General features: G+C 58.5%; 13 protein-coding genes and 1 pseudogene. 7 read left to right on the forward strand and 7 right to left on the reverse strand.

The features are described from left to right. Window positions 1-102: pseudogene (locus tag DU506_RS15985) on the forward strand (IS5/IS1182 family transposase); the annotation flags it as partial. A gap of 88 nt (window positions 103-190) precedes the next feature. Here the strand turns inward: DU506_RS15985 and fba are convergent. The 6 genes from fba to tkt form a co-directional block, all read right to left on the reverse strand. Further along, on the reverse strand, window positions 191-1,255 hold the full coding sequence (gene fba / locus DU506_RS15990) for a class II fructose-bisphosphate aldolase (protein ID WP_114487894.1): 1,065 nt from the start codon (window positions 1,253-1,255) through the stop codon (window positions 191-193). A gap of 40 nt (window positions 1,256-1,295) precedes the next feature. Continuing rightward, entirely contained in the window at window positions 1,296-2,462 is a 1,167-nt protein-coding gene (locus tag DU506_RS15995) for a phosphoglycerate kinase (protein ID WP_114487895.1), read from the reverse strand. Window positions 2,463-2,514: 52 nt separating this feature from the next. Further along, window positions 2,515-3,552, reverse strand: a complete 1,038-nt coding sequence (locus DU506_RS16000) for a type I glyceraldehyde-3-phosphate dehydrogenase (RefSeq protein WP_114487896.1) — start codon at window positions 3,550-3,552, stop codon at window positions 2,515-2,517. A 67-nt stretch (window positions 3,553-3,619) separates the two neighbouring features. Continuing rightward, complete coding sequence (locus DU506_RS16005) at window positions 3,620-4,360, reverse strand: LrgB family protein (RefSeq protein ID WP_114487897.1); 741 nt, start codon at window positions 4,358-4,360, stop codon at window positions 3,620-3,622. After that, a complete protein-coding gene (locus DU506_RS16010) occupies window positions 4,347-4,703 on the reverse strand; it encodes a CidA/LrgA family protein (protein ID WP_114487898.1) in 357 nt (118 codons plus the stop codon). Before DU506_RS16010 ends, DU506_RS16005 begins: the two co-directional genes overlap by 14 nt. Window positions 4,704-4,709: 6 nt before the next feature. After that, window positions 4,710-6,701: a transketolase gene (tkt, locus tag DU506_RS16015; RefSeq protein ID WP_114487899.1), complete on the reverse strand. Its 1,992-nt coding sequence runs from the start codon at window positions 6,699-6,701 to the stop codon at window positions 4,710-4,712. Between the two features lie 211 nt (window positions 6,702-6,912). Here tkt and metK point away from each other — a divergent pair, with 211 nt between their 5' ends. The 6 genes from metK (at window position 6,913) to DU506_RS16045 (ending at window position 11,032) form a co-directional block, all read left to right on the forward strand. Next, window positions 6,913-8,133 carry a methionine adenosyltransferase gene (metK, locus tag DU506_RS16020; RefSeq protein ID WP_114487900.1) on the forward strand — a complete coding sequence of 407 codons (1,221 nt, stop codon included), beginning with the start codon at window positions 6,913-6,915 and terminating at the stop codon, window positions 8,131-8,133. A 292-nt stretch (window positions 8,134-8,425) separates the two neighbouring features. Then, the gene (locus tag DU506_RS16025) at window positions 8,426-8,788 is read left to right on the forward strand and encodes a hypothetical protein (protein ID WP_114487901.1); all 363 of its coding nucleotides are present in this window, start codon (window positions 8,426-8,428) and stop codon (window positions 8,786-8,788) included. A 46-nt stretch (window positions 8,789-8,834) separates the two neighbouring features. Further along, window positions 8,835-9,065 carry a transposase family protein gene (locus DU506_RS16030; protein ID WP_114487902.1) on the forward strand — a complete coding sequence of 77 codons (231 nt, stop codon included), beginning with the start codon at window positions 8,835-8,837 and terminating at the stop codon, window positions 9,063-9,065. 5 nt (window positions 9,066-9,070) lie between these two features. Beyond that, entirely contained in the window at window positions 9,071-9,319 is a 249-nt protein-coding gene (locus DU506_RS16035) for an ISAs1 family transposase (protein WP_147273765.1), read from the forward strand. A gap of 189 nt (window positions 9,320-9,508) precedes the next feature. After that, complete coding sequence (locus tag DU506_RS16040) at window positions 9,509-9,892, forward strand: ISAs1 family transposase (RefSeq protein ID WP_114487904.1); 384 nt, start codon at window positions 9,509-9,511, stop codon at window positions 9,890-9,892. Between the two features lie 12 nt (window positions 9,893-9,904). Beyond that, complete coding sequence (locus DU506_RS16045; RefSeq protein WP_114487905.1) at window positions 9,905-11,032, forward strand: hypothetical protein; 1,128 nt, start codon at window positions 9,905-9,907, stop codon at window positions 11,030-11,032. Here DU506_RS16045 and DU506_RS16050 read toward each other — a convergent pair. Further along, window positions 10,993-12,240 (reverse strand): RNA-guided endonuclease InsQ/TnpB family protein, encoded by a 1,248-nt coding sequence (locus DU506_RS16050; RefSeq protein ID WP_114487906.1) that lies wholly within the window; start codon window positions 12,238-12,240, stop codon window positions 10,993-10,995. The genes DU506_RS16045 and DU506_RS16050 overlap by 40 nt on opposite strands. Window positions 12,241-12,271 lie beyond the last annotated feature (31 nt).

Consider the following 12,271-nt stretch of genomic DNA (forward strand, 5'->3'; position numbering starts at 1 on the left):
TTGAAGCCGTATCGCGCGATAGCGATGCGGTATGACAAACTCAAACGAAACTACGAAAGCATGGTGGCCTTGGCCTGCGGTTTTTTATGGCTACCCATGTGAAAGGTCAACAGGCCCTAGTGCGTTTCCAGCATTATCCAAAAACAAGAAAGGCGGCCTCTAGGGACCGCCCGTATAATATTAGCCGTGATTATCTTACCTTGGGGTTCAGCTCGCCACGCTCATAACGCATGGACATTTCTTCAAGCGTGATTGGCTTGATGCGGCTGGCATTGCCTGCAGTGCCGAAGGCTTCATAGCGAGCGACACAGATGTCGCGCATGGCGCCGACGGTTGCCTTGAGAAATTTTCGCGGATCGAATTCTGAGGGGTTCTGAGCCAGAAAACGGCGAACCGCTCCAGTGGATGCCAGGCGCAGATCAGTATCAATATTGACCTTGCGAACCCCGTGCTTGATGCCTTCAACGATTTCCGAAACGGGTACCCCATAGGTTTCGGGAATCTCGCCGCCGTACTGGTTGATCACCTCCAGCCACTCCTGGGGTACCGAGGAAGAACCGTGCATGACCAGATGGGTATCCGGAATGCGGGCGTGGATCTCCTTGATACGCTGAATCGAGAGCGTATCGCCGGTGGGCGGCTGGGTGAACTTGTAAGCGCCGTGGCTGGTACCGATGGCAATAGCCAGGGCATCCACATGGGTGGCCTTGACGAAATCGGCGGCTTCTTCCGGGTCGGTGAGCATCTGCTCATGAGACAGTTGGCCTTCGGCACCGATGCCGTCTTCTTCGCCGGCCATGCCGGTTTCCAAGCTGCCCAGACAACCCAGTTCGCCTTCCACGGAAACGCCGCAAGCATGGGCCATTTCCACGGTGCGGCGGGTAACGTCGACGTTGTAGGCGTAATCCATCGGCGTTTTGCCATCTTCACCCAAGGAGCCGTCCATCATCACCGAAGAAAAGCCCAATTGGATGGAACGCTGACATATAGCGGGGCTGGTGCCGTGATCCTGGTGCATGGCCACGGGAATATGCGGGAACTCTTCCACGGCAGCAAGAATCAGATGGCGCAGAAAGGGGGCGCCGGCGTATTTGCGGGCCCCGGCGGAGGCCTGGATGATTACCGGCGAATCGGTGGCGTCGGCGGCTTCCATGATGGCGCGCATCTGTTCCAGATTGTTGACGTTGAAAGCCGGGATGCCATAACCGCGTTCAGCGGCGTGGTCGAGCATTTGGCGCATGCTGATCAGTGCCATGGTGTTACCTTTTGCAAAAATGAGTGATTAACGTATTGAATTAAGATGCCGCTGCCGCTTCGAGCGCGGCGACGGCAGGAAGTTGCTTGCCTTCCACGTATTCAAGAAAAGCGCCGCCGCCAGTGGAAATATATGAAACCTGGTCAGCAATTGCGTATTTATCGATGGCTGCCAAGGTGTCGCCACCACCGGCGATGGAAAATGCCGGGCTCTCGGCGATAGCACGGGCGATGATTTCCGTTCCCTTGCCAAACTGGTCGATCTCGAACACGCCCACCGGGCCGTTCCAAAGAATCGTCCCCGCATCCTTGAGCATGGCGGCCAGACGAGCGGCGGTCTCGGGGCCGATATCTAGGATCATTTCATTATCGCTTACCTGGTCAACCGGTTTGATCACCGCTTCGGCCTGCTCGGAAAACTCCGTGGCCACGACCACATCGCTGGGTAGCGGGATGTCGACCCTGGCCATCAAGTCCTTGGCCTGGCCGATCAGATCGGCCTCATGCAGCGACTTGCCTACGTTGTAACCGGCGGCCGCGATGAAAGTATTGGCGATGCCTCCGCCGACGATCAACTGATCGCAGGTCTCGGAAAGTGCGCTGAGCACTTCCAGCTTAGTCGATACCTTGGCGCCACCGACAATCGCAATCATCGGGCGTGCTGGGGTCGCCAATGCCTTTTCCAGCGCATTCAGTTCACCGGCAAGCAAGGGGCCTGCACAGGCTTTCGGCGCAAAACGTGCCACGCCGTGAGTGGACGCCTGGGCACGGTGGGCGGTGCCGAAGGCGTCCATCACGAAGATGTCACACAGAGCGGCGTACTGCTTGGAAAGCATTTCGTCGTCTTTCTTTTCGCCCTCGTTGAAGCGCACGTTTTCAAGCAGTACCACCTCACCGTCAGCCAGATCCAGAGCGACGTCCAGATACTCCTTGATCAGGGTCACCGGGCGGCCGAGAAGCTCACCGAGACGTTCGGCGACCGGGGCCAGGGAAAACTCCTCCGCAGGCTCGCCTTCGGTAGGACGGCCAAGGTGACTCATCAACATGACTTTGGCCCCGGCGGCCGTCGCCGCCTGGATAGTAGACAGTGCAGCGCGCAAGCGAGCATCGCTGCTGACACTGCCATGCTTGACCGGTACGTTGAGATCCTCGCGGATCAATACGCGCTGGCCCGCGAGGGGCAGGTCGGTCATCTTGTGCACATTCATGTGAGCGAGTTCCTCATGTTGTCAAAGCTTTAAAATAACGCTGCCGAAAACGTTAATAAGTGGGCGGAAGCTTGGCCAACTGGCGACCGATATCGAGCATGCGATTGGCGAACCCCCATTCATTGTCGAACCAGCAGAGCAGTTTTACCAATTGCCCCCCGGCAACCCTTGTCTGGGTGGCGTCCACGATACCTGAGCGTGGGTCGTGGTTGAAATCGCTCGACGCCATGGGCTCTTCGGTATAGCCCAGCACCCCGACAAGCCGCTCACGGCTGGCTTGGCGCAACAGAGCGTTGACTTCGCTAGCCGATGTCTGGCGATTCACGCAAAGCGACATGTCCATGGCCGAGACATTGATGGTCGGTACACGCATGTGCAAGCATTCGAAACGCCCCGCCAGGTGAGGCATCAACCGGTTGATGCCAAGCGCCAGGTTGGTATCCACCGGGACGATCGAATGCATGGCCGAGCGTGTCAGGCGCAGGTCGGTCTGGTGATAGGCATCGATCACTGGCTGGTCGTTCATTGCTGAATGAATGGTAGTGGTGACCCCATGGGCTAGTCCCAACGCTTCATCGAGCACCGTCAATACCGGAATCAGGCAGTTGGTGGTACAGGAAGCCGCCGACAGGATGCGTTGCGAGCGCGACAGGCTGTGGTCGTTGATGCCGCGTACGATGGTCGCGTCGACATCGCTTTCCGCCGGTTGGGAAAACAGTAATTGCTTGGCGCCGGCTTCGATATGCTTTTCGGCGGTATGGCGATCCTTGAAGCTACCCGAACATTCCAGTACCAGGTCGATGTCGAGTGCTTTCCAAGGCAGGCGCTCAGGGTCGGGTTCGCAGAGTACGCGAATCGGACGACCATTGACGATCAAGTCCCCATCACGACTTTCGACGTGGCCGGGAAAGCGGCCGTGAGTCGTATCGTAGCGGGTCAGATAAGTGATGGTGGCCAGGTCGGAAAGCTCGTTGATGGCAACGACTTCAATATCCGTGTCACCCAGCTCCACCAATGCGCGGAGTACGCACTGACCAATACGGCCATAGCCATTGATTGCGATGCGAAATACCGAAGGGGAGTAAGCCATGAAAGGGCTGACGCTCTGAATAGCAATAAAATGAATTAACGTAAGCGGGTGCCGATGATAGCGTATTTCAGCTAGTTACGCTCATGCCGATAACGCCTACCAGCCGCCAGGCCAACGGCAGCAGCAGAGCCGTGAAGATACCCGTCAGGCTCATCCCCAACGAGGCGAATGCCCCTGCGGTGGGGCTGATCTCAAAGGCGCGTACCGTACCGATCGCATGGCCGTTGAGTCCCAAGGCAAAGCCGATGATGCGTTCATCCTTGATCTTCATCCAGCGTGCCAGCAGGCTGACGAAAGCGATGGCCGCCACACCGGTTACCAGCAAGCCTCCCATCAGCAAGGCAATGGAGCCGCCTAGCTGTTGGGTAATGCCGATGGCGATGGGTGCGGTGACCGACTTTGCCGCCAGTGAGGCAAGAATCGGCTGTGAGGCTCCCATCAGCCAGGCAATGCCCAAGGCGTAAAGTACCGCCAGGCTAGCGGCCAGCGGTAAGCTGACCACTAACGGACGCCATAACTCGCGTATGCGGGGCAATTGTTGATAGAGCGGCATGCCCAGTGCCACCGTGGCCGGGCCGAGCAGTATCGTCAGCCAGTTGGCACCTTCCCGGTACTCCGGGTAGGGAATGCCGCTCAGAGCCAAGAGAGCCGCCAGGAATACGGCGGCGATGAGTATGGCGGGTAGCCAGGTAGGTTGGCCGAGGCGGCGAAATAACCCCATGCCCAATAGATAGGCGGTTAAGGTAAGCGCCACGGCAAATAACGGCGTGGCCAGTAGCGTGTCACGGAGTGATTCAATCTGGGGCATGGTAACCCTGCATCAAGTGCTGCATCAGCCACAGGGTGGTGGCGACACTCAGCAAGGTGCCGAGAATCAAGGCAGAGAGGATGGCCGTCCAGTAACCGGCCATTTCATCGAGGATGAAGAACACCCCCACCACGCCCGGCATGATCAGCATGGCCAGCAAGGCGATCAGCGGCTGGGCGGCAGCGGCCAGGCTTTCCGGTACCCCGCCACGCACCATCAGCGTAGCGCTGAGCAGCAACATGCCCACCACTCCGGCGGAGACCGGCAGGCCGGTGAGCGTAACCACTGTTTCACCGACCAGCCAGAAGCCCACCAACCACAGAAAACCGCCTACGGCAGGCATGGCTTATTACCCGAGCAATTCGTTGGCTTGGGTGACGATATTTTCCACCGTGAAGCCGAAGTGCTTGAACAGATCGCCGGCCGGCGCAGACTCGCCGTAGGTGGTCATGCCGATCACCCGGCCTTCCAGGCCCACATACTTGTACCAGTAGTCGGCATGTCCAGCCTCGATGGCGATTCGCTTGGTCACGCTTGGCGGCAGTACGCTTTCGCGGTAATCGGCACTCTGTCCGTTGAAGCGATAGGCGGACGGCATGGAGACCACACGTACGGCCTTGCCCTGGGCTTCCAGCTCGGCGGCGGCCTCCATGGCCAGGGAAACTTCCGAACCGGTGGCGATCAGAATCAGTGCCGGCGTGCCGGAACTGTCTTTCAGCACATAAGCCCCGCGCTGGATATTGGCCAACTGCTCTTTGGTGCGCGCCTGGTGCGGCAGGTTCTGACGCGACAGCACCAGAGCGGTAGGGCCGGAATGGCGCTTGATCGCGGCATCCCAGGAGGCGGCGGTTTCCACCGCATCGCAAGGCCGCCATGTGCACAAATTCGGCGTGGTGCGCAGGCTGGTCAGCTGTTCGACAGGCTGATGCGTCGGGCCGTCTTCCCCCAAACCGATGGAGTCGTGAGTGAAGACGTAGATCACCTGCTGGCCCATCAAGGCCGCCATGCGCAGGGAGTTGCGCATGTATTCCATGAAGATCAGAAAGGTGGCGCCGTAAGGCACGAAACCGCCGTGCAGGGCGATACCGTTCATGATCGCCCCCATGCCGAATTCACGTACCCCGTAATGCAGGTAGTTGCCACTGGCATCCTGGGGGGTAATCGCCTTGGCGCCGTCCCAGAAGGTCAAGTTGGAAGGGGCGAGGTCGGCACTGCCGCCGAGCAGTTCGGGCATTTGTGGGCCCAGGGCGTTGAGTGCCGCGAAGGAGGCCTTGCGAGAAGCAATGCTTTCGCCTTTTTCCTGCGCCTTTTCGATCAGCGCTTCGCTGGTGATCTCCGCCGGCAGCTGGCGCTTCAGGCGGCGCTTGAGCTCCCGGGCTTGTTCAGGAAACGCTGCGCTGTAGCGCTCGAAGCGTGATTTCCACTCGTCCTGACGGGCCTTGCCTTTCGTGCGAGCGTCCCAGCCGGAATAGATGGGCTCGGGAATATGAAACGGCGCATGGGGCCAGTCGAGCTCCTTGCGCGCGGCGGCGACTTCATCCTCGCCCAGCGGTGCGCCGTGGGCATCTTCCTTGCCCTGCTTGTTGGGGGCGCCGAAACCGATCACGGTCTTGCAGATAATCAGGCTGGGCTTGTCGTCATGGCTTTTGGCCAATTCGATCGCGGCCTTGATTTCGTTCGGATTGTGGCCGTCGACATTGGATACCACATGCCAGCCGTAAGCGTCGAACCGCTTGGCGGTATCATCGGTGAACCAGCCTTCGACTTCACCGTCGATGGAAATGCCGTTATCGTCATAAAACACTACCAGCTTGCCCAGTTCTTGGGTGCCGGCGAGTGACGCAACTTCATGAGAGATACCTTCCATCAAGCAGCCATCACCCACGAAGCACCAGGTGGTGTGATCGATGATGGTATGCCCGGGGCGGTTGAATTGTGCCGCCAGGGTCTTTTCAGCCAGCGCCATTCCCACAGCATTGGCCAGGCCTTGGCCCAGTGGCCCGGTGGTGGTTTCGATCCCCGGGGCGTAGCCGTATTCCGGATGGCCGGCTGTGGGCGAGTGCAATTGACGAAAGCTTTGCAGATGCTCCAAGCTCACTTCGTAGCCGGTAAGATGCAAAAGCGAGTAGAGCAGCATGGAACCATGACCGTTGGACAACACGAAACGATCGCGATCGGCCCAGTTCGGATCACTGGGGTTATGCTTGAGGAAATCATTCCACAGCACCTCGGCAATATCCGCCATGCCCATGGGGGCGCCAGGATGGCCGGATTTGGCCTTCTGGACGGCATCCATGGATAGAGCGCGAATGGCATTGGCCAGTTCGAAACGGGATGGCATGGGGTGCTCCTCGCCTGAAGTCGAAATTAAAGGCGCTATTGTCGCCGACTTGGGAAGCGGCGGCAAATTCTGGGAAGCCGGGGCTACAGCGTGTAGACTCTGCCTCCCGAAGCGGTGGGTACCGCTTTGCTTTGAAGGCAGGCTTGTTCTGCCATGATTTCCTGCTGGTGCTGCGCGAATTGCAGCCGAGATACAGAGGGTCGAGAGCGCGATGAGCGAATATTCCCTGTTTACGTCCGAGTCCGTCTCCGAAGGTCATCCGGACAAGATCGCCGATCAGATTTCCGATGCGGTGCTGGATGCCATCATTGCCCGCGATAAACAGGCACGCGTGGCATGCGAAACCTTGGTAAAGACCGGTGTGGCGATTATTGCCGGTGAAATCACCACCACCGCCTGGGTGGACCTTGAGGCGCTGGTACGGGAGGTGATCACCGATATCGGTTATACCTCTTCGGATGTCGGCTTCGATGGCGGCACTTGCGGGGTGATAAACTTGATCGGCAAGCAGAGCGTGGACATCGCCCAGGGCGTGGATCGTACCAAGCCGGAAGATCAGGGCGCGGGCGACCAAGGCTTGATGTTTGGCTATGCCAGCAACGAAACCGAGACATTAATGCCGGCTCCGATCCACTATGCCCATCGGTTGGTCGAGCGCCAGGCGGAACTGCGTAAGCACGGCATGCTGCCGTGGTTGCGTCCAGACGCCAAGAGTCAGGTCACCTTCCGCTACAACGGCGAAGGCCAGCCCTGCGGCGTCGATGCGGTGGTGCTTTCCACTCAGCATGATCCGGATATCGAGCAGGAAGACCTGCGCAAGATGGTCAAGCGTGAAATCATCGAGCATGTGTTACCGGCGGAGTGGCTCGACGAAAAGACCCAATACCACATCAACCCCACCGGCAAGTTCGTGATAGGCGGCCCGGTGGGCGACTGCGGCTTGACCGGGCGCAAGATCATCGTCGACACCTACGGTGGCATGGCGCGCCATGGCGGCGGGGCCTTTTCGGGCAAGGATCCGTCCAAGGTCGACCGTAGCGCGGCTTATGCCGGGCGCTATGTGGCAAAGAACATCGTTGCCGCAGGCCTTGCCGACAAGTGCGAAATTCAGGTGGCCTATGCCATTGGCGTGGCGGAACCGACCTCGGTGGCTATCGATACTTTTGGTACTGGCAAGATCGAGGATGCCAAGATCGTCGAGCTGGTGCGGGAGTATTTCGATCTGCGCCCCTTCGCGATTACCAAGATGTTGGATCTGCTGCATCCAATGTACCGTCTGACCTCGGCTTACGGCCATTTCGGTCGCGAGCCGTTTGAATCCAGCTATGTCTGGGTCGATGATTACGGCAAGCAGCAAGTCGAAACCTTTACCGCCTTCCCTTGGGAAAAAACTGATAAGGCTGGCGCTCTGCGCGAAGCGGCGGGTTTGTAACCGTTGTAAGTTATTGCCCGTATCGGCTGTAAGAAAACGCCCCCACGGCTTTGCCGGGGGGCGTTTTTCATGGCTGATTTGGTTAGGCTGACGGGATCCCTTCAGGAAAGCTTTCAGGAGAATTCCCATGCCGCCAAGGATAGCCCCACCATGGTGCATCTGGATGAGAGCCATCTGGCTAAGTATTGTCAGGATAAGTATTGTCAGGCTGACCTTCGGTGGGATGAGCGTCGTTGGGATGGGTATTGTTGGGGGGAGCGTCGTTGGGGCGGGCCTGGCCCAGGCGGACGCCATGTCTTGTCCAGACTGGCCACAAGCCCGCCTGTTGCGGGAAGCCGACGCCTTGGCCGAGCAAGTCCAGCGCTGGGATCATGCCTATCACCAACAGGGCACCTCCCTGGTGGCCGATGAACTTTACGATCAAGTGCTTGAGCGCCTGGCCGGCTGGCAAGATTGTCTCGGTAGGCCGGTCGCGCATCAGCCACAGCGCGACGCCTTCGGGGAAAGCGCTCATTCAGTGGTGCAAACCGGCCTGACAAAAACCGATGAACCGGGCGTGAGACGCTGGACGAGTCGGCGGCAAGACGTATGGATTCAACCCAAGGTGGATGGGGTGCAGGGCTATCGCAGATGGATTAGACATATTGCCTCGTGATCAATCACCCTGAGGGCATCATCATTTGCTTCATCAGAGAGATATCATGCCTATCGAGACATCATGCTTTGATAACCTTCCTGATCCCAGAGGCAGCAATGCCCGTTATCCATTAAACGACGTCCTGTTCATTACCCTGTGCGCCGTCATCAGCGGCGCCGAGGACTGTTCCGATATGGCGCTGTTCGCACGTTCGAAAGCTGATTTTCTCGGTCGATTTCTCTCACTGCCGCATGGAACGCCAAGTCACGATACGNTTTTCATGAGCAGTTTTTGACGTTCATGCCAGATTTTGCAGCGCAGCTGAAAGGCGTCGCCGCCGTGGATGGTAAGTCCCTTAGACGCGCTTATGACCATGTCGATGGACAATCACCGCTACGTCTTGTCAATGTCTGGGCAGTGGAGCAACGCCTGGTATTGGGACAGCTTCTGGTCGATGAGAAATCCAACGAGATCCAGGCCGTCCCCGACATACTCGAGTGGTTGTCGTTAACGGATGTGACGATCACGGCCGATGCGATGCATTGCTAACGTTCGCTCTCCAAGCAGATCACAGAGGCTAACGGCCAGTACGTATTGGCCGTCAAAGGAAACCAGAAGACGCTTTTCGATGACATCCGTTTCATGATGGAGCATGAGGCGGATACAACCGTTGTTGCGGATAGCGGCCACGGGCGCATCGAAACGCGTTCGGCCACCGTCGTGTCAGACCTGAACTAGCTGCAGGAAGGCCATCAGTGGCCCGGCCTGGGAGCGGTTGGGCGCATTACGCGGCGTCGAGAACTGGTCAATAAAACAACAGAAGAAACCGCGTATTACTTGCTGAGTGACACCATGTCACCGGCGCGAATGATCGATGTGACTCGCCAGCATTGGGCCATTGAAAATAGTCTGCACTGGGTGCTGGATGTCACGTGCAAGGAAGATGAAAACCGCACGCGTCGCGGTCATGGCGCTGAAAATCTGGCTCTCTTGCGCAAACTTGCACTTAACGCCACCGAACGAGAGCCCTCGAAAGGCTCCAAGAAGGGGAAACGCAAGACAGCCGGTTGGGATGACGACTATCTACTCGCTATCATTCAGCAGTTCGCTCAACTGCGATAGCCCTGGGATGGGGTGGCAGTCACGTTGCGTTATGTGGATGGTGTGTTGGTCCAGGTGGTCAGCCGGGGCGATGGTGAGCATGGGCAGGACTGGACCGCGCGTGCCCGGGCGCTCCCCGCCGTGCCGAATCGATTGCCTGAACCCGAAGATGCCGTGCTCCAGGGCGAGCTCTACTGGCGCTTGGAAAGGCACGTGCAATCGCGCAGCAAGACGCTTGAGGCCCGCAGCCGAGTGGCCGGTGTGATGGCCCAGCAAACCCCTTCCGGCAAGGATCTGGCGAATATCGGCTTGTTCGTGTGGGATTGGCCGGATGGCCCGGCCACCATTGAGGAGCGACTTGAAACGCTGACGTTGCTGGGCTTCGATACCGCCGATTACACCCATGCGCTTGACGACAGGGAGGCTGCCGGGAACTGGCGGGAACGCTGGTTCAATGGGCTATTATCCTTTGCCACCGATGGCGTTGTACTGCGCCAATCAAGCCGTCCCTCCGGTCGACGCTGGTCATCAGGCCCACCTGAATGGGTAGTGGCATGGAAATATCCGCCTCGTCAGGCATTGGCGCAAGTGCATGGGATTGAGTTTCGTGTGGGGCGTACGGGCCGTATCACTCCCTTGGTATGGTTGTATCCTATCCGCCTTGAAGGGCGTCGAATCAGCCGTGTATCGCTGGGCTCTCTTGAGCAATGGCAGGCGCTGGACCTGCGCGCCGGGGACCAGGTGGCGGTTCATCTGGCGGGTTTGACTATTCCGCAGCTTGCCGAGGTGGTCTGGCAAACAGAGGAACGCGAACCCCTGAGCGTACCGGCTGCCGAGGCCTATCACCTTCTGAGCTGTTTGCGCCTTGTCGAAGGTTGCCAAGCACAGCTCGTCGCCAGGCTTACCTGGCTCGGAGAGCAACTGGACATGCGCGGTATCGGGGAAGGTACCTGGCAAGCTTTGTTGACATCCTCCCCTTCCTTCGCGCTGGCGCGACTCAGGAAGAGGATTCCCTTTCAGGTGACCACTGGTCGCCCGGTGGTCTGGTTCCTGCTGCTGGCGGCCCTACTGCACCACTCACTTCACAGGCGCTACGGGCGTCGTCCCGCCCTGATCAGGTCTTACTGGTTCGAGGCTTCGAGCAGGTCGAGGCCTCGGTGAAGCACGTTGATAGCTCCCACGATATCAGCGTTTTCGGCGTAACCGCAGTGCGTGCAAAGAAAACTCGCCTGAGTCTTGCGGTTGTCTGCCGACTTGTAGAAGCAGGCTGGGCAGGTCTGGCTCGTGTGGTGCGGTGGTACCGCCACAAACAAGCCCCCGGTCCATGCCATCTTGTACTCAAGCTGGCGTCGAATCTCGTACCAACCTTGGTCGAGGATCGAGCGATTCAGCCCTGATTTTTGCCGGACATTACGTCCCGGTTGGGCAACCGTGCCCCTCGCAGACTTCGACATGTTGGCGACTCGGAGGTCTTCGACGGCGACCATGGCGTGGTTATTGCAGATCGTCGTTGTTGCCTTGTGTTGATAGTCGCGCCGTATATCGGCAATACGCTGGTGAATACGCGCAATCTTGCGCTTCTGTTTTTTCCAATTGGCGGAGCCGCGCTCCTTGTGCTTCAGTTTGCGCTGGGAAGTCGCCAGTTGGTCCTTTAAGGCAGCGAAGCTACGCACCCCGGCGAATGACATGCCGTCACTCAGCGTCATGTTCTTGGCAATCCCCATGTCGATACCGACCGCGCCTTGATCAGGCGTACGGGTCGGCTTGACGTCGACTGCACACATGATAGCTACGTGCCAATTACCACACGCATCGAGTGAGACCGTCGCGTTGCGTGGCTCGCCTTCGATGACGCGGGACTGGTACATCCGCACCCAGCCCAGCTTGTTGGGCAGCTTGATGCGGCGATGATCGAGGGTGCAATACTTGGGGAAGTTGACGAAGCGCATGGTCGAGTGATGCGCGATGCGCTTGGTCCTGAAAACCGGGAACCCTCGCTTTCCTGAGCACCATTCCTTGATGGCCTTGTCTCGCAGGTCGCGCTGGCGTTGCTGAAGGTTGTCGGTATAGGCTTCCTTTAGGAAGGCAAGCTCCGGCTCTTTTTTCCACTGCGTCAGTTGCTTATTCAGGCCCGCTGCGCTCGGGAAACGCTTAGCCAGAGCGATGCGCTCCTTAGGGGGTAGATCATTGAGGGCATTGTACAACGACTTGCGGTCACCCTCGAACGCGAGTTCTTTTCGGACGATGTCGAGCATTATCTCAAGGGACTTGTTGTACGCCAACCGGCCACACCCCGCCATCCGGTAGAGCAACGCTTCTGCTTCCGGTGTTGGCTTCAGCTTGAATCGGTAGGCTTTCAAGACCTTCATGGCAAACTCAGTGTGTGGTAACTTAGGAGTA

The organism is Vreelandella rituensis (assembly GCF_003336665.1).
Classification (GTDB): Bacteria; Pseudomonadota; Gammaproteobacteria; order Pseudomonadales; family Halomonadaceae; genus Vreelandella; species Vreelandella rituensis.

What these genes read in the sequence shown, in the direction of transcription:
- fba (WP_114487894.1), bottom strand. Translation starts at nt 1,255, where the DNA reads ATGGCACTGATCAGCATGCGCCAAATGCTCGACCACGCCGCTGAACGC.
- DU506_RS15995 (WP_114487895.1), bottom strand. Translation starts at nt 2,462, where the DNA reads ATGAATGTGCACAAGATGACCGACCTGCCCCTCGCGGGCCAGCGCGTA.
- DU506_RS16000 (WP_114487896.1), bottom strand. Translation starts at nt 3,552, where the DNA reads ATGGCTTACTCCCCTTCGGTATTTCGCATCGCAATCAATGGCTATGGC.
- DU506_RS16005 (WP_114487897.1), bottom strand. Translation starts at nt 4,360, where the DNA reads ATGCCCCAGATTGAATCACTCCGTGACACGCTACTGGCCACGCCGTTA.
- DU506_RS16010 (WP_114487898.1), bottom strand. Translation starts at nt 4,703, where the DNA reads ATGCCTGCCGTAGGCGGTTTTCTGTGGTTGGTGGGCTTCTGGCTGGTC.
- tkt (WP_114487899.1), bottom strand. Translation starts at nt 6,701, where the DNA reads ATGCCATCCCGTTTCGAACTGGCCAATGCCATTCGCGCTCTATCCATG.
- metK (WP_114487900.1), top strand. Translation starts at nt 6,913, where the DNA reads ATGAGCGAATATTCCCTGTTTACGTCCGAGTCCGTCTCCGAAGGTCAT.
- DU506_RS16025 (WP_114487901.1), top strand. Translation starts at nt 8,426, where the DNA reads ATGTCTTGTCCAGACTGGCCACAAGCCCGCCTGTTGCGGGAAGCCGAC.
- DU506_RS16035 (WP_147273765.1), top strand. Translation starts at nt 9,071, where the DNA reads ATGCCAGATTTTGCAGCGCAGCTGAAAGGCGTCGCCGCCGTGGATGGT.
- DU506_RS16050 (WP_114487906.1), bottom strand. Translation starts at nt 12,240, where the DNA reads ATGAAGGTCTTGAAAGCCTACCGATTCAAGCTGAAGCCAACACCGGAA.